The sequence below is a fragment of the Paenibacillus sp. FSL L8-0638 genome, assembly GCF_038593075.1.
GTDB lineage: Bacteria > Bacillota > Bacilli > Paenibacillales > Paenibacillaceae > Paenibacillus > Paenibacillus polymyxa_D.
The window spans coordinates 840,407-864,017 of the sequence record NZ_CP151960.1; the positions used below are offsets into that span (position 1 = coordinate 840,407).

The following is a 23,611-nucleotide window of genomic DNA, read 5'->3' on the forward strand; positions in this document are numbered from 1 at the left end:
GTAAAAAATCCCCTCTCAATGTGCAGTTTCCACTGCATTTGGAGGGGATTTTGTTATTTATACGCTCTTTACTCTTGAATCATTTGACGCAATACGGTTTGCAGAATACCACCGTTGTGGTAGTAGTCGATGTCGACGGTGCTGTCCAAACGAGCAATTACTGGGAATTCGAACTTCGTGCCATCCTCGCGTTTAGCCACAACCGTAAGCTCTTGACCAGGCTTCACGTCATTGTTAATGCCGAGAATGTCGAAGGTTTCACGACCATTGAGGACTAAGCTGGACCAGCCATAGCCTTCCTGGAATTGCAGAGGCAGTACACCCATGCCGACCAGGTTACTGCGGTGAATCCGCTCGAAGCTTTCGGCAATGACAGCCTTAACGCCCAGCAGAAGCGTACCTTTGGCCGCCCAGTCACGAGAGCTGCCTGTGCCGTATTCCTTGCCAGCAATGACGATCAGGTTCTGATCGGCTGCCTGATATTTCATGGACGCATCATAGATGGACATTTCCTCATCCGTTGGCAAGTATTTGGTCACGCCGCCTTCAGTACCTGGAGCCACATTGTTGCGGATACGGATGTTGGCGAATGTACCGCGCATCATGACCTCGTGGTTACCGCGACGGGAGCCGTAGGAGTTGAAATCCTTGCGTTCCACGCCATGCTCCTTCAAGTACAGTCCTGCCGGGCTGGAAGGAGCAATGTTGCCTGCTGGTGAGATATGGTCCGTTGTGACCGAATCATTCAACAGGGCAAGCACACGGGCATTACGGATTTCCTTGATATCCTGCACGCCATCCTGAAGTTTTTCAAAGAATGGTGGATTTTGAATATAAGTTGATTTTTCATCCCATTCATACAGTTCGCCTTCAGGAACCGGAATGGAGTTCCATTTTTCGTTGGCAGTAAATACATTTTCGTATTTGCGACGGAACATATCCGGGCTGAGAGACAGGCTGATGGCTTCCTTGATTTCCTCGGAAGTGGGCCAGATGTCTTTCAGGTAGACAGGCTGATTGTCCTGATCATAACCGAGCGGATCATTCACCAAATCAATGTTCACTGTACCTGCCAGGGCATAAGCGACAACCAGTGGCGGTGAGCCGAGATAGTTGGCTTTGACCTGCGCATGCACACGGCCTTCAAAGTTCCGGTTACCGGAAATAACTGCGCCAACCGTTAAATCATGGTCTGTGATAGCTTGACTCACTTCGTCAGGAAGTGGGCCGGAGTTACCGATACAGGTTGCGCAGCCGTAGCCTGCTACATGGAAGCCGAGGGCTTCGAGCGGTCCGATTAATCCCGCTTTTTGCAGGTATTCCGTTACGACGAGGGAGCCTGGGGTCAAGCTTGTTTTAACATAGCCTGGCTTTTTGAGCCCGCGCTGCACTGCTTTTTTGGCCAGCAAGCCCGCACCGAGCATAACGCTTGGATTGGAGGTATTCGTGCAGCTTGTGATAGCCGCAATAACGACTGCTCCTGTACCTAACTCGCTGGTGGAGCCGTCCGGATGGGTCAGCGGAATCTTCTGTGCGATTTTTTCATCGCTCAGTCCATAGCCGCCCTTGTCCACCGGGGTACGAATAATGCCTTCAAACGTTTCTTTCATGCGGCCAAGCTCAACACGGTCCTGCGGACGTTTGGGTCCGGCGAGACTCGGTACAACCGAAGCTAGATCCAGCTCAATGGTATCGCTGAACACAGGGTCCGGTGTATCGGATGTGCGGAACATGCCTTGGGCCTTGTAATATTCCTCTACGAGGCTTACTTGCTCATCGGAACGTCCAGTGCTGCGCAGGTATGCCAGTGTTTCCGCATCGACCGGGAAGAAACCAATCGTTGCGCCGTATTCCGGTGCCATGTTGGCAACTGTCGCACGGTCAGCCAAGCTGATGTTAGCCAGACCAGGCCCGTAAAACTCTACGAATTTGCCGACTACGCCTTTTTTACGCAGCATTTGTGTAACAGTGAGCGCCAGATCGGTGGCGGTAGAGCCTTCCGTCAGACTGCCTGTCAGCTTGAAGCCAATCACATCGGGAGTGACAAAATACAGCGGTTGCCCCAGCATACCCGCCTCTGCCTCAATCCCGCCGACACCCCAGCCAACAACACCAAGGCCGTTAATCATCGTGGTATGGGAGTCTGTTCCTACGAGGGAATCTGGAAAGACGACCGTTTCACCGTCAATGGTTTTGGTAGCGGCAACGGAGGCGAGATATTCCAGATTGACCTGATGGACGATACCTGTGGATGGCGGAACGGCGCGGAAGTTGTTGAACGCCGTTTGCGCCCAGCGCAGAAAACGGTACCGCTCCTCGTTACGTTCAAACTCTACATTAATGTTGTAATCCAGCGCATCACTGGTACCGAAAGCATCGACCATGACCGAGTGGTCGATAACGAGATCGACGGGAACGAGCGGATTGATTTGCTTCGGGTCCCCGCCTGCTTTTTTCACCGTATCACGCATAGCTGCCAAATCGACAACCACGGGGACACCGGTAAAATCCTGTAGCACGATGCGTGCAGGAATGAACGGAATCTCCTTGTTGGTGTCACGATCCTCGGCCCAGCCTGTCAGCTGTTGCACATGTTCTTCAGTGATGGCGCGTCCGTCAAATTGGCGAACCGCGGCTTCCAGCAACACTTTGATGGAGAAAGGCAGCTTGGCGATACCGCTTTTTCCTTGTTCCTCCAGTGCCTTAAGACTGTAGTAGCGATAAGGCTTCCCGTTAACTTCCAGACTACGGGCGATGGAGAATTGATCTTTTCCTGACATAAGTATTACCTCCTTGAAGTGAATGCTTGGGGGAAAATAGGGATGTCGTTTTTTCGACGTCTTGCCCAGTTGGTTTAAATTGGTTGCGTTCTCAATTTCATCTTCAGTAGTTTATTGCGTGTTAGAGGTTAAGATGAATGTAATTCGTTTCATTAGATGAAACATGATTTCAAAATGATTGCTTTTGGATTAAGTATACCGTTTTCAGACGGTTCCGTAAAGTTTTTTTGGCCTAAATGATGCGTTGCAGATTGGAAAATAAAACGTTCCGCTCCCTCGCGTTTCGATGTTCATACGAAGCTTTAGAGATTCATACTTATAGATAGAGAGCATATCAGACCAGAGAGGGAAAAAAGGAAGTTCTACATCATTCCGGTTATCCCCGGAAAAGGATAGCGGGACGAATTTGGAGGGATAGGGATGGGGGAGCGGGAATGGAAACAGGCCCTTTTTGCTTACGTGAATCAATACAATCGCAGTGAAGTCAATGGTGTACCGCAGCCAGATGAGTATCTGGAGGTGGGTCAGCGGATGGAACGAGCAGCACGTGCGGCCAGGTTGGAGCAGTGGTACAACGAACGGGATGCTGTTCCCCTACGCAGCGAGACACGCGCCAAGCCACTACGAATGGTGCAGGATACCCCGGATGAGGCTGTGGTAGATGTACAGCTGCATGTCCGACTCTTTTATGAGAAGGGCGGGATGACTCACCGGGAGGATCGGATTGAACGGGAGCGTCTGACGTTCACACGCGAGGGTGAAGCCTGGCAGGTAGCGAGAATTGAGCGCGATCCGGCAGAAAGGAAGCCAGCGGGGGGAGAGGTTCCTTTTGAACAGGCTTCGTTTAATCAGGGAGGGAGTTTGCCGCTGCTGAATCGCGGAGTGCTGGGCTTTGGCACATCAGCACGTCCCAGCCGATATCGCCGTGAAGAAGCAGCGGCTTATGCAGATCAGTGGTGGGATAGCTTTAACCCGGAGTTTGAAGGTTTTGATGTGGATTGCACCAATTATATCTCGCAATGCCTCTTTGCAGGGGGAGCACCGATCCACTATACTGGTAAAAGGGAATCGGGCTGGTGGTATAAAGGACGGGTCGCCGGACGTGAGCTGTGGAGCTACAGTTGGGCAGTTTCCAACAGTCTGGAGCGGTATTTGGGCTCCAGCTCATGGGGTTTGACTGCTGAGCAGGTGAGTCGACCGGAGCAGCTCATGCTGGGGGACGTCATTTTTTACGATTGGGATGGTGACGGAACCTTTCAGCACAGCACGGTGGTAACGGCCTTTGATGCGGGCGGCATGCCGCTAGTCAATGCGCATACGGTAAGCTCCAGACATCGTTATTGGGACTATAAAAATTCGTATGCGTGGACCGACAACACGGTATATCGCTTTTATCACATCGCCGACTATTTTTAAATGAGATGATGGATAACAGGTATAGTGACGCAAATCAGTCATAATGACGAAAGTAGGAAAGCGGAGGATAGGCATGGCAAATCAAAAAATGACCGTAGGGCTGGTGTACGGTGGCAAATCGGGCGAACATGAGGTTTCGCTGCAAACGGCATATGCGGTAATGAACGCATTTAACTATGAGAAATACGAGATTATTCCTTTTTATATTACGAAGGCTGGCGATTGGCGTAGAGGGGCGCTATTAAGCGCTCCTCTGGCTTCTGTAGAGCAATTGAAGCTGGAACGTGCAGAGGGCGGCACCAAGGCGGCATTAGATACGTTGTTCGGCAAGCTGTACGGAGAGCAGACGCTGGATGTGCTGTTTCCGTTGCTGCACGGCACCTTTGGCGAGGACGGAACGATTCAGGGTCTGTTCGAAATGGCGGATATGCCTTATGTCGGTGCAGGAGTGCTTGCTTCGGCAGCGGGTATGGATAAAGGCGTCATGAAGAAGCTGTTTGAGCATGCAGGATTGCCGCAAGTGAAATACTGTTATTTTAATAGTACACAGTGGGCCCAAACCAGTCATGATCTGGTACGTAATATGGAAACCGAGCTAGGTTATCCTTGCTTTGTCAAACCGGCCAATCTGGGATCAAGTGTCGGTATTTCCAAAGCCAGCAACCGAGAAGAGCTGGAAAAGGCTGTAGATCTGGCTTTGCAATTTGACCTGAAGGTGATTGTCGAGGAGTACGTCGATGCCCGTGAGATTGAGGTCAGCGTACTTGGCAATGACGAGCCGATTGCCTCGGTACCGGGTGAAATTGTATCGTCGAGTGATTATTATGATTATGCTGCCAAATATACGGATGGCCAATCGGAAATGCTTATTCCGGCACCGTTGGATGAGGAAGTGGCAGATCGTATTCGTGAAGCCGCATTACAAGCATTCCGCGCGCTGGAAGGCTGCGGGATTTCCCGTGCCGATTTCTTCGTCAGACGCTCGGACGGACATATTCTTATTAATGAAGTGAATACGATGCCTGGTTTTACACCGTTCAGTATGTATCCATTACTGTGGAGAGAAACCGGCGTATCCTATGCAAGTCTGCTGGACCGCATGATTGCTCTTGCACTGGAGCGTTATGAGCGCAGGTCGGTACTGCACTACGAGAACTCATAAACGAAACAAAGGAGAGCTGATCACTCTCCTTTTTGTTCATATATATGGCACATACTTGAGCATTTCACTAAACCCTTAATGATGAAAGGTGGCGGCTACACATGGGCTTTCAAACTGAATTTAACTCCGTGTGCAAATTCAAAAGCGAACAGGAACTTTACGAACTGCTGGAATACGGACGTGGCAAAATGGTTAAATCCGGGCTGCGCGTGTTTCCGACAGGCCAGAAGGTCATTGCTTACAGCGTGGACAACGTGGCAGTAGCCATCGTGCAGATTGTGGGCTGTATCGCCGAAATTAATTTCCAGGGCGATGAAGTGACCGAAGTTGAAATGATCCTCATTCGTAAGCTGAATGAAGAGGAATCAAGAATTCAGACCGCATTGGCGGATGAAATGTTTTTTGGAGCACAGCAGCAATCCTAGCTGTTTGCTTCTTGCAATTTGTGCGATAACACCGAATCAGCATGTGCTTTTCCGGGTATGATCAGTAGAAAAGGGTTTTAGGTCACAGAACGAAAGCGGCCTTACCATCTACTGCGAACTACTGAAAGGAAGACACCCTATGATCGTAAGGTTAGGTTATGTAGCCATGTCGGTTACCGTGCAAAATGCATCCCCCTCTAAAACCATGACGATGGCCAGCTTTAACAAGATTGGAGACCGAGAAGCTGCGATCCGCAAGCTAGAGCGGATAGCAGCCGAAAATCTCCATAATACATTGAGGCTGCTGCGCCATAATCGCGCGAGTGATATCCAGGTCTATCGTTTCTCATCCAAGCTGATTCCGCTCGCGACCCATCAGGATCTGCGGGATTGGGACCCGTTTCAGGCGCTTGCTACTGACTTTGCAGAGGTTGGGAACTATGTCAAGGCGAATAGGATGAGGGTATCGTTTCACCCCGATCATTTTACAGTGTTAAGCACTCCCCGTCCTGAGGTGTTGGAGAGCTCCATTAATGACTTGAAGTACCACAAAGCGATGCTGGAGGCCATGGGGCTCGGTGCCGAAGCCAAGAACAATATTCATATTGGTGGTGCATACGGAGATAAGGTGACCTCAGGCCAGCGTTTTGTAGAGCAGGTTAGTGCTCTGGATCTTTCGTTAAGAGAACGGTTGACGCTGGAAAATGATGATAAAACATTCAATGCGGTGGAAACACTGGAAGCTTGCAAAATAACGGGCTTGCCGATGGTTCTCGATATTCATCATCAATGGGTCAATAACGAGGGTGAGAAGCCGTGGGAGCTATGGCCGGACATATTGAATACCTGGAAAGGGGAATTGGCCCAAGCCGGATCTTCTACTGATCATCCATTGCCGCCCAAAATTCATGCCTCCAGTCCCAAAAGTGAAAAAGACCCTCGTGGTCATGCAGACGGTGTTCTGGTGGAGCCGTTGCTGACCTTTCTGCGCAATATTGCTGGATATACGGATCGGATTGATGTCATGCTTGAAGCCAAGCTTAAGGATGAAGCGTTATTCGGATTGATGAATGAACTGCGCCTTCAGGAAGATAATGGGGTTAAAGTGCTGGATGGAGCTTCCGTAGAAATTATGCCTTAGAAAGTAGCATTTCGCGGATAAAGCTCCCATTTAGAGAAACTTTATGCAGTTTATTGTGTATACTAGAATGTGTAAACTAGCAAACTTGTACTGAAACAGAGATGGTTAAGAGACTGTGTTGTAGAGCAGCTTCGTAAACCACGTAACAATGATATAGAAAGTAGAGTGAACACGTTGAACGAACATGAAAACGAAAAGGTTCCCTATATCGTATCAGGAAAAAGCTATACTGCCGTGGCTATTAATGCGGCATCCAAAGCCGGGGAATGGATTAAGAGCAGACTGGGAACTGTTGAACATTTGAATACCAAACAGTCTCCTACGGATCTAGTGACCGAGGTAGATAAAGGTGCAGAGCAGATGATTCGCAGACTAATTCTGACCCATTTTCCCGATCATGCGATTTTGGGTGAAGAGGGTGTAGAGCCGGGAGCCGAAGCTTCGGCCCGCGCACTAGAGGCTGCCCGTGAAGAGGAATATTTATGGATTATTGATCCGGTAGATGGCACGACCAATTTTGTACACAGTCTGCCGTATTACAGTGTGTCTATTGCCTTGGCCCATCGTGGAGAGGTGATTGTCGGGGTTATTTATGATCCGTCCCGTGATGAAATGTTTGTAGCGGAAAAAGGAAAAGGCGCATATGTACATGGTAATCGCATGCAAGCCTCAAGAGAAGAAACACTGGGAGATAGTCTGGTGTGCATCGGCTTCCCGCCAGATCGTACGTATGCACAACCGCTAAATATGAAAATCACGCAGGTTCTTACACCTCAGGTACGCGGCATTCGGGCGCTGGGCTCGGCAGCATTGCATCTGGCTTATGTGGCGTCGGGACGGTTATCGGCCTATTGCGAAATTGGTTTGAATGCGTGGGATGTAGCAGCGGGCGCTTTGCTGGTGCAGGAATCAGGCGGTACCATTACCGATACATTGGGCAGACCTTATGACCTGAGTGTACGGCATATTGCAGCTACGAATACAGCTATTCATTCTCAACTTATTCAAGTGCTGAAAGAAGCAGACGCAACCGGGTTATAATTCTACGTAGGGACCATCACCCTAAAGGAGGAAATCGCGATGAGTCAATCCGAAGAATTGGAACGCCAGCTCAGTGAACTGCTGACGGAAGGCGAAATTCGTGAGAATGAGGCCCAAAAGCGGGAACGGCTCAGCCCTAAATATGAGGTGCGGGTTCAGACTCATATCGATCCCATTGTTGAGGAAACGCGTAAATACCGGAGTATGGCACGGGAACTTGATGACCGATACGACGAATATATGAGCAAGGCGGACAAATCGAAACCAACCGATCAACGCTAAGCAAATGCAAATACCTCTTGCCGAATGACCAAGGCATGGGGTATTTTGTATGTTATAAAGGAGGCGACAATCACTGATTACCTACTTTAAAAGCGCTTACAAAAATGCTGGAATCCATCATAAAATGGTACTGCTGATCACGGTGCTTATGCTGGTTAATTTTGCAGTTGTTGCAGTCATACTTAAATACGTATTTCACATTTATGATAATCAAATGTACAAAAAAACATCCGAAGTACTCAATATTTCTTCAATCGGTATAGAAAATGAGCTGAAGGATGTGGAAAAAGTTACTTTCAAGGTAACAACGGACGAGCAGCTTCAACGTTATTTGCTGCAATTGGAAAAGGAAACGTCACCTTATGCCAAAATGGTGCTGCGTAAAAAAATAACGAATAGGCTTGTCGCCTTTGCTGGCTCTGAAACCTATGTCTATTCTATGATGGTCATCGACAAAGAGGGACAGGTCATGAGTGCGGGCAACCGCGAAGGTATTCCCCAAGAGCTTCGATCCACCCTGTCGGAGCTGGCAGACGAACATGACGGTTCCAATGCATGGTATGCCGCAGGTCATTCCTCCTTGCTGGCAGCTCGGCAGTTCAAATCCTTTACCGATTCCAATTTTACGCTGAACGGGCTTGGAACGCTTGCGATTCGTGTGCGAATTGACCGAATTGTAGCGGATCGTGTGCAGACCTCCGGCCGTGACGGACAGTTGATGATTACAGACGGAAGACGGATGATTTATCCCGAAACACCGCTTTTGAGTGAGAGCGATATTCAGGCAGAGCTGGGCCGGAAGCAGCCTTACGGGATCGCGACCTATACAGGCGGGACCTTTTTTGCTGCTCAAATCAAATCCTCTTATACGGGCTGGACGTATTTACATATGACTCCCTTTGATGATATGTTTCGCAGTATTACGATAATCAAAGAAATTGTAAGCGCAATTTTTGTAATTATGCTGCTTATTGCACTGGCACTGGGCGCTAGGTTATCGGGCAGCATTACCCAACCGATCGTTCAGTTGATCCAGAACATGCGTAAAATAGAAAAAGGAGATCTTGACCGTCTGGAAGAGGAAGCGCTTGGGGCGGTACCCCTTTCCACACAGGATGAGGTAGGCTTACTGCATCGGACGTATAAGAAGATGATCCGCCGGATCCGTGAGCTTATTAATGAGAATGTTGCCAAGCAGCTACTGCTGCGGGAAACAGAGCTAAAGGCGCTTCAGGCACAGATAAATCCACATTTTTTATACAATACATTAGAGTCCGTGAACTGGCTCGCCAAGGCCAACAAGCAGGACCGGATTTCAGAAATGGTGGAAGCCCTTGCTTTTCTACTACGCAGCGCGGTCAGTTTTGAAGAGCAGCTGATTCCGCTTCAAAAAGAACTGGATATCGTGAGAAGCTACGTAACGATCCAAAAAACACGTTTTGATGAACGTCTCGTTTTCCATCTCGATGTCCCGGAAGAATTGATGGACGCGCAAATTCCGAAGCTAACGCTTCAGCCCTTGGTGGAGAATGCCATCCATTATGCGCTGGAGCCGCGTATTGAACCGTGTCGGATCACAATTGTGGTCAGAGAAAAGGAGGGGGCGCTGTTCCTGAGGGTTGAAGATGACGGACCTGGAATGACCCCGGATTTCTTGGAAAAGCTGCGGAGCGGACAGATCACAACCCGTGGGCGGGGTATTGGACTTGCGAATATTCAAGAACGGATTAGCCTGACATTTGGTACACCTTGGGGGATAGAGCTGCATAGCGAGTCAGGAACAGGAACGTCGATTCATGTCTGTATTCCATATGTGAAAGGGGATCAGGGTCGTGTACAAGGTGCTATTGGTTGATGATGAGCGTATGATTTTGGAAGGCATTTCACAGGTGGTCGATTGGGGCAAGGCAGGAACACAACTGGTAGGTACGGCGCGTAATGGGATTGAGGCATATGATCAGATCCAGGCGAGTCCGCCTGATTTTGTGATCAGCGATATTTCTATGCCAGGACTGGACGGTATCGGACTCGTTGCCAAAACGACGGAGCATTTTCCAGACGTTCGGTTTATTCTGTTGTCAGGTTACAAAGATTTTGACTATGCCTGTCGGGCCATGCAATACGGGGTGAAGCACTACTTGTTGAAGCCCTGCAATGAGCGGCAAATTCATGAGGCTCTGACAGAGTTGGGACAGGAGCGAGAGGAACAGGAAGAACGCAAGCAGTTTGTGAACCGGATGAAGCTTGATTTTCAGCGTATGCTGCCGCATGTGAAGGAACATTTTTTGAAGGAGTTTATTTCCTATAAAACTTACGGTAGCCGTGATATCGCATTTTATGAGCGGTTATTCGGACTTGAATTGCAAGATAAGCAGGTTCGAATGCTGCTGCTGCGGGTGGAGGAATCCCATGAGCCGGAGCATTTATTTGCATTGCAAAATATAGCGGCAGATTTGATGGATGATGTCTTACTCAGTACGACCATGCAGGGACAATTGCTCATTGTGCTGGAAAGTGAGGATGATACGTCCAGGTTTATGAAACAGATTGAAGCGGTACGTGCGACATTTCATCGCTTTTACAAGCTGGAGGTAACGGTCGCAGTTAGTGAGTCGGATAGTATGCAGCATTCACGGGGGATGTATCGGGAGACACTGCATTGTATGAATCACCGTTTTTACACCGGGGAGGGCAGTCTGATTACGAAGGAGGATTTAGCGGCTGAGGATACCCGGGAGATGGCAGATTTGGAGCTGGACGAGGAGAAGTTCGGTCTGTTGATCAAGGCTGGAAATACGGTGGAGGTTGCACAGGAAGTGGATCGGTTGTTCGGTATTCTGTCCCGTATGAAGCTGGAAATCTCCGTGACCCGCTCCTATGTGCTTCAGCTCTATGCCGCTATGATCCGTATATGCCCTGAAGAAGAGCGTGCGGCGTTTACGAGCCGAATGGTGGTGTTGGCAGAGCAAAAAACGCTGGCATGTCTCAAATCTTTTGTACAGGAAGCTGCCGAACGAATGACCGCAATCTATTATAAAAGTAATGTGTATCGCCAATCTTCTACCGTTGATAAAATGATCACTATTATTGAGCAAAACTATAGAAAATCCGATTTGTCGCTGAACGGAGTGGCAGGTCAAATGCTGTATATGAATTCCGACTATTTAGGGAAGATTTTCAAAAAGGTGACGGGGGAAAATTTCTCACACTACGTCAATCGTTATCGGATCGAACGTGCGGCTGAGCATATTCGGGAGACCGGAGACGTGAAGGTATTTGAACTGGCGGAATGGTTCGGCTTCGGTGGCAACGCGCAATATTTTAGCCAGGTGTTCAAAAAGTGGGCGGGTATGACGCCTTCCGAGTACATTAAATCACATGAACGGGGATGAGCTGATGGAGTCCCACTGTTTTTTAAACCCAGGAAACCTGATTTGTGTATTCCAATGCTTCTCAGCTTTTGGGAAAATAACAACAGGAGCTAATGTAAACGCTATCAAAAATGCGTAAATACGTTGTCACTTGTAATTTGGCTCCTTTCTAGAACAGCGAAAAGGGGAGAGATAGGTGGGCAAAAAGGGATGGTTTCTGATTATAGCTATGCTGCTCGTTTTGACGACAGCATGTAGCGGAGCGGACGGCGGCGGCAATTCGGGCACAAGTGCAGACGGGAAAGTAAAGTTACGTATCGCTTGGTGGGGATCGGATACGCGTCATGAATACACGCAGAAGGTCGTTGATTTGTATAAGCAGAAAAATCCTAATGTAACGATCGATGTGGAATATGCCTCTTTTGATGACTATTGGAAAAAGCTCGCCCCACAGGCTGCGGCTAATCAGTTACCGGATATCGTGCAAATGGACATTTCGTACATTAGCCAATATGCAAAAAATGGTCAACTGGAGGATCTCGCGCCTTACTTAAATCAAAAAATTCAGGTCGCTGACGTGAACGAAAATGTACTCAGCACCGGCGTAATAGCAGGAAAGCAATATGGTATTCCAACAGGTGTCAATGTTCTAGGTTTCCAGTATGATCCGGCGCTGCTCAAAAAAGCGGGCATAGACAAAATTCCTGACAACTGGACATGGGATCAATACAAAGAAACGGCTTTAAAGGCTGGTTCCAATAAAGTATACTTTGACAGCTCAATGGCTGCCGATATTTTCTTCCACTACTATTTGCGTACGCAAGGAAAGACTCTCTACAATGCGGAAGGGACAGGATTGGGGTATGACGATGATAAGCTGTTTGTTGACTTCTTCAGCGGATTGGCTGATCTGATTAAAAAGGGAGCGACCCCGCCTCCTGAAATCATGAACCAGACCAAGGGGATTCTTGAGGAATCCGATATCGTAAAAGGAACAGGCATCGGCATTTGGCAGTGGTCCAATCAGTATGTGGGCTTACAGCAGGTTGTTAACCGCCCAATGGCACTGGCTCCAATGTTTGGGCCGAATATGGAAAAAGGCGTATACATGCAGCCTACGATGTACTGGACGGTTGCTTCCCGTTCACAGGTGAAGGATGAGGCCGCAAAGTTTATTGATTTCTGGATGAATGATGTAGAAGCGAATAAATTGATTAAAGGCGAACGTGGCGTGCCGATTTCCTCCAAAATCAAGGAGGCTGTTGCGCCAGAGTTAAGCGAGCCTACGAAGCAGGTGTTTGAATTTGTAGCTTCTATGGAGCCGAAGGCTTCTCCAATGAGCCCGCCGCCACCAGTCGGATCGCCAGAAGTGATTGCGACTCTGACCGATTATATTGAGCAGGTCAATTTTGGACAGATGACACCAGAAGACGCAGCGGCCAAATTCCGGGCTGATGCGAATACTATCCTTGCGAATAACAAGCAATAATGAGCGCAATGTGACCTTTAGGATATCTGACACTGTTTTAGCATAAGATCGATAAGATCGAAGGAACGTTTCGTTAAGTTAACCGTGCGTAGTCCAAAGCATGATTGCGTACGGTTGATTGGACGAACCAACTGCATAAGCACCCTTTGCAGATATCATAATATTATTCATATAACAACTGACTACTAACACTTTAGAGTTTTGCTAATTCTTTAAAATGCAACAGAAGGGAGGCTTGATGAGCTTGCGAAATCATCAGAGCTTGAAAGCCAATATGACCGGATATGCGTTTATCAGCCCGTTTATTGTGGGCTTTCTGGCGTTTACGTTAATTCCAATGTTTATTTCGCTGTATCTGTCCTTTACCACCTACAACCTGTTCACCCCGCCCAAATGGATTGGTCTGGGTAACTTCGAAAAGATGTTCACAGGCGACCCGAAATACTGGAATTCGATCAGGGTCACGTTTACGTACGTATTGGTCGGTGTACCGTTGCGACTGATTTTCGCGCTGTTTGTGGCTATGATTTTGAATACCAAATCGCGCATGGTCGGCACCTATCGGACGATGTACTATCTACCGTCCATTATCGGAGGTAGCGTTGCGGTATCCATTATGTGGCGGAACATTTTCAGTAATAACGGCATAGTGAACAGCCTGCTTTCGACCCTAGGGGCGACTCCCGTGAAATGGTTTGGTGATCCGGATGCTTCGCTTACAATGCTGATCACCCTGTCCGTATGGCAATTTGGCTCCTCCATGCTGATTTTTCTGGCAGGTTTGAAGAACATTCCTGTTGAATTGTACGAGGCGTCCAGTGTAGATGGCGCTAAGCCAGTACGAAAATTTTTCAGTATTACGCTACCGTTGCTTAGCCCCATTATTCTATTTAATCTGATTATGCAGACGATCAGCGCCTTTATGACCTTCGTCCCGGCTTATGTTATTTCTAAGGGCGAAGGAGGCCCGATGGATGGAACGATGCTGCATTCACTGTATCTGTTCCGGCAGGCGTTTATGTTCAGCAACATGGGATATGCGGCAGCCATGGCTTGGGTCATGCTCATTATGATTGGGATACTGACAGCGATTTTATTTATAACCTCCAGATACTGGGTATTTTATGAAACGGAAAAGGGGCGCTGATACCGATGGCATGGAAAACGGTCAAATGGCCAATTTATCACATACTGGTTGCTGCACTGGCGCTCCTGATGCTGTATCCCGTGTTTTGGATGCTGTTCAGCTCGTTTAAAGAAAGTCGGACGATATTCGTCACGGCATCCTCGCTTTTCCCTACAGAATGGATCTGGCAAAACTATGTAACAGGCTGGAAAGGAACGACTGGCTACAACTTTGGCACGTACATTCTGAACTCGCTCACGATCGTGGTGATTTCAACGATTGGAGCCGTGCTTTCCTCCTCATTGATCGCATTTGGCTTTGCGCGCTTGAAATTCAAAGGACGTAACTTGTGGTTTGCTTTGATGATGGTGACGCTTATGCTACCAGGGGATGTGGTACTGGTACCGCAATATATTATTTTCACCAAGCTCGGTTGGATCAATACGATCTTACCGTTGGTGGTACCCTCCTTTTTCGGGATGCCGTTCTTCATCTTTCTGATGGTGCAGTTTATACGTACGATTCCAGCAGAGCTGGATGAAGCGGCAACGATTGACGGATGCGGCAAGTTCCGGCTGTATTTTAGAATTATTTTACCCTTACTCAAGTCGTCGTTGGCTACAGCGGCAATCTTCTCTTTCTACTGGAAGTGGGAGGATCTGCTTGGTCCGGTACTATATCTGAATTCGCCGGAGAAATATACCGTATCTATTGCACTCAAGATGTTCCTCGACAGCGAGTCGGCTTCCAACTGGGGAGGAATGTTCGCGATGTCTATCCTAAGCCTGCTTCCAGTTATCGCTGTATTCTTCGCATTCCAGAAGCAAATTGTAGAAGGAATGAGTACAAGTGGTTTGAAGGGATAAGATCCAAAATCCATAGCGTGAGGATATGAGGCTTACGAGTGAAAATGGAAGGTATTCGGGTTTATACAATTAAATGGTTGGGATTTGAGGGCGATGGCTGAGAGGTGAGTAAATTGTGGAAGTTTGATTTTGGTCCGGGGGAACCTGCGGATGGCTACAAGGGAGTGTCTCCGGATTGCTTATATACAACTGAACAGGGCTATGGCTTCGAGACTACGGAGCATGTATACGGTCGAAAAAGGCAGTGTGCAGCCAAGGATGCACGCACGCGGCTACGAAGCAGCTTTTGTATTCCACTGAACGCTGCATTTGTTGCAGATGTGCCAGACGGGATGTATCTCGTCACTATACTGGTGGGCGATTCGCAGGCGGAAACGCTCACGCGACTCAAGGCTGGTGAAGGCAAGCACATGCTTCCCCCGGTACACACGCTGCCGGGTCAGTTCACCGAAGCCCTGTTTGCGGTGCCTGTCCGGGGTGGCAAGCTGCGCCTCACCGTATCAGGCACCGCGCCACGGCTCAATGCGCTGGAGATTGCGCCAGCGCCACAGACCCTCCGGCTATTCCTAGCCGGAGATTCCACGGTTACGGATCAGGACGCATCCGGTTATCCGTATACTGGCTGGGGCCAGGCTTTGCCCGCCCTGTTCAAGCATGATGTCTGCGTGGATAATCATGCCGTATCGGGAAGAAGCTCCAAAAGCTTTGTGGACGAAGGACGGCTGAGTGCCATTTTGGGCGAAATAAAGGCAGGAGACTTCCTGTTCATCCAGTTCGGCCATAATGATCAGAAGCCTGATCCGGAGCGGGCTACAGAGCCTTTTACAACCTACAAGGAGCATCTTCGCCTCTACATCGACGGCGCAAGAAGCCATGGGGCAACCCCGATACTGGTCACGCCCGTACATCGTCGCTATTTTAATGAGGATGGTACGCTATCTGACACACATGGTGACTATGTAACAGCGGTTCGTGAGCTGGCGGAAGAAGCGAATGTACCGCTGATTGATTTGTCTGCCCGCACGCAGGAGTTATATGAGCGGCTGGGCCCCGAAGAGAGTAAAGAGCTTTTTATGTGGCTGCTGCCTGGTGAATACATGAACTTTTCCGGCGGCTTAGAGGATAACACACATTTTCATGAGAATGGTGCGGCTCGTATTGCAGACATGGTGGTGGATGCTGTGAGGGAATTGGATTTGCAACCGCTGCGCATGTATTTACGTTGAAAGACGACCTTTTCATGTACGGGCGTTAAGGGGGTAACTCATGTGAAACTTACCAAAGGGGGAGACGTGGAAATGCCTGCATTGATTTTTGATGAAGAACAAGTTAAGCAGGTGATTGATCGGGTCGTAGAACGCACCTTTCAAATGCACTACAGCTGGGATTGGCCGGGTGGAGTAGCCTTTTACGGAGTATGCGAAGCGTATGAAGCGACAGGGAACGAGAAGTATTTGACCAAGCTGAAAGAATGGGTTGACGAAAATATCGAAGATGGGCTTCCATCTCTCTCGGTGAACGGCGTTTCTGTCGGGCACTGTTTGTTGACGCTTTACCAGGCCACAGGTGAGCAAAAATACCTTGATATTGCCATCGAGATGGCAGAATTTTTGGCCAAAAAAGCGGAGCGGTTTGCCGACGGCATTTTCCAGCATACGGTAAACTCACTTCACGATGTATTCCCGCAGCAAGCATGGGTGGATACGATGTTTATGGCCGGTTATTATTTGCTGCGCATCGGTCATCTGTTGGGCAACAAAGAGTATTGGGAGGATGGGGTTCGTCAATATCACGGGCATGAAGAATTTTTGCAGGACCCGGATACGAATCTGTATTACCACGGCTGGGATCATGCGAATCAAAGCCGGATGTCAGGAATATATTGGGCGCGTGGCAATTCATGGGCAGCTCTCACGATGGCAAAAGCGCTGAAATTTGTGGAGGTGCAGCATCCATCTTATATGATCATCGATGGCTCGCTGCGTGACCAGCTCAATGCACTGGTGCGGCTGCAATCCCCCGAAGGGCTGTGGCATACGGTGCTGAACGATGATACCTCTTATCTGGAAACCTCGGGCTCGGCAGGAATCGCGACTGCCTTGCTTATGCAAGGAAGATTGTTTAACAAATACACACAAAAGGCGATCGATGGTATACTTTCCTGCATTAAGGACGACGGCACAGTAACGGGGGTATCCGCTGGAACTGCTGTGATGAACGATATTGATGGCTATCGAAACGTCCCCTACAAACGCATTCAGGGCTGGGGTCAGGGATTGGCGCTTGCTTTTCTGGCTCAACTGTTGCGTACCAAGGAGAATCCGTACGGCTAGAAGAAGGGGCATAAGCGCCAAAAAGTAATTCGGGTAAAGGAGGCCGATAGCATGGGAGATACTGAACTTTTTCAGGAGCTTTTTCAGGAAAAGGCAGCTAATCAGCCGCGAGGCAGCCTATTCTGGGTTATCCCCGATGGGTATATTCCACCGGAAAGCCGGGGAGAGCTGCTCAGTCATGAGAGTATATGTGTGCTGAATTGTGGGAGCCGTGTGGCAAATCTAAGTATAGACATCTATTTTGAAGACCGCGAGCCATTGGAGGGATTGATCGAGGTAGTGGAAGGAAGACGAACCCGTCATATCCGAACAGCCTCGTTGGAGAAATCCGGCGAACGGATTCCCACAGGCATTCCTTACGCAATTACGGTCACTAGCGATGTGCCCATCATCGTACAATATAGCAGATTGGACACGACACAGCCGGAATTGGCGTTAATGAGTGTCATGGCGTACCCTATTTAATCCGACGAAGACTAAGAAGTGAAGAAAGAAATCTCCCGGCTGGAATTGCGCAGCTGGGAGATTTCCTTTTTTGCAGGCAAATTAGTATCTATTTTTAGCTCGTTTTTTGTGATTTTGCCGAAGTTGTTTTGATCGGCGTGAAGTTTTTTCGCCCTCCGAAATTGGTACCCAGCACGCCGATAATGATCATCACAGCCCCAACAATGTGATAGTAGGCGAGCTGCTCCTTCAAAATGTAAGCACCGGCAATCATGGAAATGAGGGTGGATAAATTACCGATCACACTCATTTTGGAGGCTTCGATCCACTTCAAGGCAAAGCTCGATAACAGTGAGGTGACGAGGGTAGACAGAATGCCCAGATAAATCAGTGCCATCCAATAACCAGGCTTCACCAGTGGAGCGGTATAGGCGCTCATGGAGCCGTCTATGGCATGATACCCCAGTGCCACCACGTTAAAAACGATACACCCCAAAATAGAGGTAACATAGGTCAATTCCATGGGGCTATACTTTTGTGTTAAGGGTCGTGCCAGCACATTATAGCCGGATAGGCATATCGCAGAAAGCACGAGCAGAAGAATACCCCCATAGCTATTGGACGCTAGCGGTGCTCCGCTTTTCATTACAAATATAAAAACCACACCAAAGACAGAGAGCAGTAAGGAAATCTTTTGGACTACTGTTGTACGCTCTTTAATAAAATAAGAAGCTAACAGCAGCGTAAAGATGGGAACGGTTGCTTGAATAATTCCACCTTCCGATGAAGAAGTGCTCATCAGCCCGAAGGCTTGCAGTGGAAAATACACTAATGGCGAGAGCAGCGCCAGTGGTAAAATGCGCAGAATGTCACGCAATTTGATGTTGAGCTTAATCCAACCGAGCAGCACTGGAACGGTCAAAGCGATAAAAGACAGCGCAAAGCGGTGGGCGATCACATCCAGCGGGCTCGCCTCTGTGACCGTCAATTTTACAAATAAAAATGAAAATCCAAGTATAGCTGCATAGCTGAGAGCTGCCAGATAGGCGGCTCCATTTCTGGAACGACTGTGCATAATAGACCTCCGTAGTCATGACCTTAACCTGTGGTTCTCTCAATATACCCGGATGGCATAACATGATACAATCCATAAAATCTGCAACTGTACGGGTACAGTTGTAAAATAAAAAAAGCCGGAACGAAGTCCCAGAGGTCGAATACCCTTCCCTAAGACTACTTCCAGCTCTTATCAAAATTCATATTCTATCACTTACTGCTGGGTTTACTTCCCTTGTGACATCGCCCGGAACGAATCGTCCGCCGCTTCCAGCGTAGCATCTACATCTTCGTCCGTATGCGCTGTTGTGAGGAACCAGGCTTCGTACTTGGATGGTGCCAAATGAATACCGCGATCCAGCATGTGACGGAAGAAGGATGCAAACGCTTCGCTATCCGTATTCTGCGCCTGCGCGTAGTTCGTGATCGGATGATCACAGAAATGCGTCGAGAACGCTCCACGAATACGGTTGATCGTCAATGGCACGCCATAGCGTTCGGCAGAGGACTGAATACCGTCCGTCAGCCTCACAGCCAGACGTTCCATCTCTTCATACACGCCTTCTCCTTGAAGGACTTCAAGGCAGGCGATGCCTGACGAGATGGACGCCGGGTTGCCTGCCATCGTACCCGCCTGATAAGCCGGGCCGAGTGGGGCAACCTGCTCCATGATCTGTTTGCTGCCACCGTAGGCACCAATTGGCAGACCACCACCCATGATTTTGCCCAGCGCGGTCAAATCTGGCTGAATCGCATCATGGTTGTCCAAACCTGCATACGTTTGAGTAGAGCCGAAGTGGAATCGGAATGCGGTAATGACCTCGTCATAAATGACGAGTGAGCCGTTCGCACGCGCCATGGAGCACAACCCTTCCAAATAACCGGGCTGCGGCATAACCATGCCGAAATTACCGACAATAGGCTCGACCATAACTGCCGCCACATCGTCGCTCCAGCGCTCCAAAGCTTGGCGCAACGCGTCGAGGTCATTGAATGGCACAGTAATGACCTCGCTCGCAATGTTGGTTGTAATACCTGCACTGTCCGGTATGCCCAGTGTGGAAGGACCGGAGCCTGCGGCTACAAGTACCAGATCCGAGTGACCATGGTAGCAGCCGGCAAATTTGATGATCTTGTTCCGCCCAGTATAAGCCCGTGCCACACGAATCGTCGTCATGACTGCTTCTGTGCCTGAATTCACAAACCGGACCTTGTCCATAGAAGGAATGGCTTTCTTCAGCATCTTGGCCAGTTTGATTTCCAATACCGTTGAGGTTCCGTATAATACGCCGTTCGCGGCCGCTTCGCTGATCGCCTTGGTAATATGGGGGTGAGCATGTCCGGTAATAATAGGGCCGTAGGCCGCCAAATAATCGATATACCGATTATCATCCTCGTCCCAGAAATGAGCGCCTTGGGCGCGTTTCATGAATACTGGAGCACCGCCGCCCACAGCTTTAAAGGAACGTGAAGGGCTGTTAACGCCCCCGACAATATGCTCCAGGGCTTCTTTATATAGTGCTTCGGAGTTTTCCCGTTTCATCATCAAAAACTTCCTTTCCGTTCATTAAAATAGGGTATACACACGCCAAAGGGCAGCGTTCACGGCTGCCCCTGCATACATCATTATAGCTCTTTTTGACCTGTCTTTGTTGTTGATTGTTTGGAAGCATTCTCATCACTGGCTTTACTGCCCCCTGTAAAAGAAGCTTTATCCGTCTTGGTAGACGATGCACTGTCTGGCTGTTTCGTTTCGTTCTGATCCTTATTTTGTTCCTGTGTTTGTGTGGGTGGATTATTAAAAATATCCTGCACATACGTTTTCAGTTCCTCCGGATCGCGGACAGTAAGAACTGCCGCGCCGCCCACATTCTCTTCTCCGAGCATCTTCATCGGTGGAACCTGTTCGCTGCCTGCAAAGTTGCTTTGGTACCCCACATTCGCCAGCTTCCACATATCGTTAACACTGAGATTCGTGTCGATGTACGGGTTAACCTGCTCTAAAATATTCGGCAGGTTGGCGATGGAAGTCGTGGTCTGCATTTTCTGGGCTACGGCCTCCAAAAATGCGCGTTGCCGTCCTGATCGGGAGAAGTCGGACATCGCATCGTGGCGGAACCGCACATATTGAAGCGCCGTGTTGCCATCCAGATGCTGCATACCCTTTTTCAAATCAATATCGTACTGATGTTTATCCGCATTACTTGTATAATGCATATCCTTTTCCACTTCAAAATCAATCCCGCCTACGGCATCCACCAGTTTGATAAAGCCCTGGAAATCCGTGTACACATAATATTGCACCGGGATGCCCAACAGATCGCCAGCCGTCTTCATGGCTGTGTTGGGTCCGTGAGTAATGGCGGTATTAATTCGATTTTTTCCGTAACCGGGAATATCCACGTACGTATCACGCAAAATAGAGAACAGGTGGATTTTTTTCTTGACGGGGTCTAGTGACACGACCATCATGCTGTCTGATCGGGGGACTTCCCCTTTCTGGATACCGCGCCCATCGACACCCATTAGCAAAATATTGACCATATCGGTACCTTCCCACTTGGGCGGTTCTGGCGTACGAACCTGATCGACCTGCTTTACATTTTTGAAGGGGGAGTTAGCACCCTCTTTATGCAGATTATCCAGCTGATTATAAATAGATGTAAAATAGTACACGGCAAAGCCGACAATCGCGACGATAACCACGGCTAGAACCGACCATATCGTCCTTTTGGTTCTGCTTGTCATGGATGCTCTCCCTTTCGCTTTTCAGTTCATTACATTATAATTTCTTTTTGGAGCACAATCAATTTAACTATGGATTTTACAAATCCTGATTGAGAGGTATAACATGCTGGCAATTGATGTGCAGGATCTGCGCAAAACATTTAAGGTTCAAAAAAATCGCGAGGGCCTAAAAGGTGCCTTCCTTGATTTATTCGCCCGCGAATACAACGAGGTGGCCGCGGTCAAAGATATCTCCTTCCGTATTCCGCAAGGGGAAATATGCGGTTATATCGGTGAAAACGGCGCTGGAAAGTCCACCACGATTAAGATGCTGACAGGTATTCTCGTGCCGACATCGGGACATCTCAAGGTGGGCGGTTATGTCCCCTATGAGGAGCGCGAGAAATTTGTAGGCAACATTGGTGTTGTTTTCGGTCAGCGCAGCCAGCTTTGGTGGGACATCGGTGTGATCGAGTCTTTTCAGCTACTGCGGAAAGTATATCAGGTTCCGGCTACTGACTTCAAACGCAGGCTGGATGAGCTGGTGGAGAGACTGCAATTGCAGGATCTGCTAAGCCGCCCGGTACGCAAGCTTAGTCTCGGGCAACGGATGCGCTGTGAGTTGGTAGCAGCTTTGCTGCACAATCCGTCTATTGTTTTTCTGGACGAGCCGACCATTGGGCTCGATATTATGGTAAAGTCCGAAATCCGCGAGTTTCTAAAGGACATGAACCGGGATTACGGTACGACTATTTTGCTGACAACCCATGATTTGCAGGATATTGAAGCGCTGTGCTCGCGCGTCATTATGCTGGATGATGGGAATATCATCTATGATGGTGGTCTTGAGGATCTGAAGGCGCGTTGGGGTACAGGTCGAGAAGTACGGTTCCAGTTCGGCACATCGACCCAATTGGAGCAATTACAGGCATGGACTGCTGATATGCCATTGGCTTGGACGGTGGATAACGATTTGGCTGCCAAGGTATGGATTCCTCTTCATATTAATGTATCGGATGTTCTCGCTTGCGTAGTCGGTCGCACGGACATTACGGATATTAAAATCATTGAAACCAACACGGATGATATCGTCCGCAGTATCTATCAGTCTGGCTCGGCTGAACGCCAGGGCAATCCGGTAGTGGAGGCCAAAGTTCATGCTTAGCGTATACACCGATTTTATTCGTATTCGATTTCTCACGATGCTGGCTTATCGTGTGAACTATTACTCAGGAATCCTTATTTATTGCATGAATATTGGCGTGTATTATTTCACATACAAAGCGATATATGGCGATGCGGGTAGCATTGGAGGCTTTACCGCTGCTCAGATGACGACGTATGTAGCCGTATCGTGGATGGCGAGAGCCTTTTATTTTAACAATCTGGATCGTGAGATATCGACGGATATTCGTGATGGAAGCATTGCAATTCAGATGATCCGACCTTATAACTATGTACTTGTTAAATTTATGCAAGGACTCGGCGAGGGAATGTTTCGTTTTCTGTTGTTTATGATTCCAGGCATGGCGATTGCGATGCTGCTATTTCCGGTGAAGCTTCCCACGGATCCGGTAGCCTGGGTTGGTTTTCTGGTCATGCTGTTTTTTAGCTTTATGATCAACACTCAGATTAATATTATTACGGGATTAACGGCCTTTTTTATCGAAAATAATGAGGGCATGATGCGTATGAAGCGCGTAGTTGTAGATCTGTTTTCTGGGTTGATTTTGCCAATCAGTTTGTTTCCAGGCTGGCTAGCGACGATCGCCCAATGGATGCCGTTTCAGGCGATTACCTATTTGCCGGGTTCTGTATTTACGGGACGTGTAAAAGGCGTTGGCATCTGGAATGTACTGGGTATCCAAATCATTTGGCTGGTCGTTCTGCTCGTGCCGATGATCATCATTTGGCGACTGGCGCGCAGACGTCTGTTCGTGCAGGGAGGGTAA

At 48.7% G+C, this 23,611-nt stretch carries 20 protein-coding genes; 16 read left to right on the forward strand and 4 right to left on the reverse strand.

Annotation, left to right across the window (positions count from 1 at the left end; all coding sequences use genetic code 11):
- Positions 1-68: 68 nt before the first annotated feature.
- Positions 69-2,780 (reverse strand): aconitate hydratase AcnA, encoded by a 2,712-nt coding sequence (gene acnA, locus MKY35_RS03760; RefSeq protein WP_342445632.1) that lies wholly within the window; start codon positions 2,778-2,780, stop codon positions 69-71.
- 420 nt (positions 2,781-3,200) lie between these two features.
- On the opposite strand from acnA, the gene MKY35_RS03765 reads away from it, so the two are divergent.
- The 14 genes from MKY35_RS03765 (at position 3,201) to MKY35_RS03830 (ending at position 17,897) form a co-directional block, all read left to right on the forward strand.
- Positions 3,201-4,196, forward strand: a complete 996-nt coding sequence (locus MKY35_RS03765; RefSeq protein WP_029515772.1) for an amidase domain-containing protein — start codon at positions 3,201-3,203, stop codon at positions 4,194-4,196.
- Positions 4,197-4,269: 73 nt separating this feature from the next.
- Positions 4,270-5,358: a D-alanine--D-alanine ligase gene (locus tag MKY35_RS03770; RefSeq protein ID WP_342445633.1), complete on the forward strand. Its 1,089-nt coding sequence runs from the start codon at positions 4,270-4,272 to the stop codon at positions 5,356-5,358.
- A 101-nt stretch (positions 5,359-5,459) separates the two neighbouring features.
- Positions 5,460-5,783: a hypothetical protein gene (locus MKY35_RS03775; RefSeq protein WP_007428793.1), complete on the forward strand. Its 324-nt coding sequence runs from the start codon at positions 5,460-5,462 to the stop codon at positions 5,781-5,783.
- A gap of 139 nt (positions 5,784-5,922) precedes the next feature.
- Entirely contained in the window at positions 5,923-6,924 is a 1,002-nt protein-coding gene (gene uvsE, locus MKY35_RS03780) for a UV DNA damage repair endonuclease UvsE (RefSeq protein WP_029515770.1), read from the forward strand.
- A gap of 174 nt (positions 6,925-7,098) precedes the next feature.
- Entirely contained in the window at positions 7,099-7,965 is an 867-nt protein-coding gene (locus tag MKY35_RS03785; protein WP_013308756.1) for an inositol monophosphatase family protein, read from the forward strand.
- A 39-nt stretch (positions 7,966-8,004) separates the two neighbouring features.
- Positions 8,005-8,247, forward strand: coding sequence for a hypothetical protein (locus tag MKY35_RS03790; RefSeq protein ID WP_029515768.1), 243 nt, complete (start codon positions 8,005-8,007; stop codon positions 8,245-8,247).
- Between the two features lie 124 nt (positions 8,248-8,371).
- Complete coding sequence (locus MKY35_RS03795; RefSeq protein WP_342445634.1) at positions 8,372-10,102, forward strand: histidine kinase; 1,731 nt, start codon at positions 8,372-8,374, stop codon at positions 10,100-10,102.
- Complete coding sequence (locus MKY35_RS03800) at positions 10,080-11,639, forward strand: response regulator (RefSeq protein ID WP_039270670.1); 1,560 nt, start codon at positions 10,080-10,082, stop codon at positions 11,637-11,639. The genes MKY35_RS03795 and MKY35_RS03800 overlap by 23 nt, the downstream gene beginning before the upstream one ends.
- A gap of 175 nt (positions 11,640-11,814) precedes the next feature.
- The gene (locus MKY35_RS03805) at positions 11,815-13,107 is read left to right on the forward strand and encodes an extracellular solute-binding protein (protein ID WP_342445635.1); all 1,293 of its coding nucleotides are present in this window, start codon (positions 11,815-11,817) and stop codon (positions 13,105-13,107) included.
- A gap of 238 nt (positions 13,108-13,345) precedes the next feature.
- Positions 13,346-14,254, forward strand: coding sequence for a sugar ABC transporter permease (locus tag MKY35_RS03810; protein ID WP_023987015.1), 909 nt, complete (start codon positions 13,346-13,348; stop codon positions 14,252-14,254).
- A gap of 5 nt (positions 14,255-14,259) precedes the next feature.
- The gene (locus MKY35_RS03815) at positions 14,260-15,099 is read left to right on the forward strand and encodes a carbohydrate ABC transporter permease (protein ID WP_023987016.1); all 840 of its coding nucleotides are present in this window, start codon (positions 14,260-14,262) and stop codon (positions 15,097-15,099) included.
- Between the two features lie 113 nt (positions 15,100-15,212).
- Entirely contained in the window at positions 15,213-16,325 is a 1,113-nt protein-coding gene (locus MKY35_RS03820) for a rhamnogalacturonan acetylesterase (RefSeq protein ID WP_342446597.1), read from the forward strand.
- A 72-nt stretch (positions 16,326-16,397) separates the two neighbouring features.
- Positions 16,398-17,432 carry a glycoside hydrolase family 88 protein gene (locus MKY35_RS03825; protein ID WP_342446598.1) on the forward strand — a complete coding sequence of 345 codons (1,035 nt, stop codon included), beginning with the start codon at positions 16,398-16,400 and terminating at the stop codon, positions 17,430-17,432.
- Between the two features lie 51 nt (positions 17,433-17,483).
- The gene (locus MKY35_RS03830; protein ID WP_342445636.1) at positions 17,484-17,897 is read left to right on the forward strand and encodes a sensory rhodopsin transducer; all 414 of its coding nucleotides are present in this window, start codon (positions 17,484-17,486) and stop codon (positions 17,895-17,897) included.
- A gap of 94 nt (positions 17,898-17,991) precedes the next feature.
- On the opposite strand, the gene MKY35_RS03835 is transcribed toward MKY35_RS03830, so the two are convergent.
- From MKY35_RS03835 to MKY35_RS03845, 3 genes are all read right to left on the reverse strand, one after another.
- Positions 17,992-18,951 carry a DMT family transporter gene (locus MKY35_RS03835; protein WP_342445637.1) on the reverse strand — a complete coding sequence of 320 codons (960 nt, stop codon included), beginning with the start codon at positions 18,949-18,951 and terminating at the stop codon, positions 17,992-17,994.
- 207 nt (positions 18,952-19,158) lie between these two features.
- Positions 19,159-20,475, reverse strand: a complete 1,317-nt coding sequence (locus tag MKY35_RS03840; RefSeq protein WP_342446599.1) for a glutamate-1-semialdehyde 2,1-aminomutase — start codon at positions 20,473-20,475, stop codon at positions 19,159-19,161.
- 83 nt (positions 20,476-20,558) lie between these two features.
- Entirely contained in the window at positions 20,559-21,680 is a 1,122-nt protein-coding gene (locus MKY35_RS03845) for an LCP family protein (protein ID WP_342445638.1), read from the reverse strand.
- A 103-nt stretch (positions 21,681-21,783) separates the two neighbouring features.
- Here MKY35_RS03845 and MKY35_RS03850 point away from each other — a divergent pair, with 103 nt between their 5' ends.
- Entirely contained in the window at positions 21,784-22,824 is a 1,041-nt protein-coding gene (locus MKY35_RS03850; protein WP_165150775.1) for an ATP-binding cassette domain-containing protein, read from the forward strand.
- The gene (locus MKY35_RS03855) at positions 22,817-23,611 is read left to right on the forward strand and encodes an ABC-2 family transporter protein (protein WP_053324641.1); all 795 of its coding nucleotides are present in this window, start codon (positions 22,817-22,819) and stop codon (positions 23,609-23,611) included. Before MKY35_RS03850 ends, MKY35_RS03855 begins: the two co-directional genes overlap by 8 nt.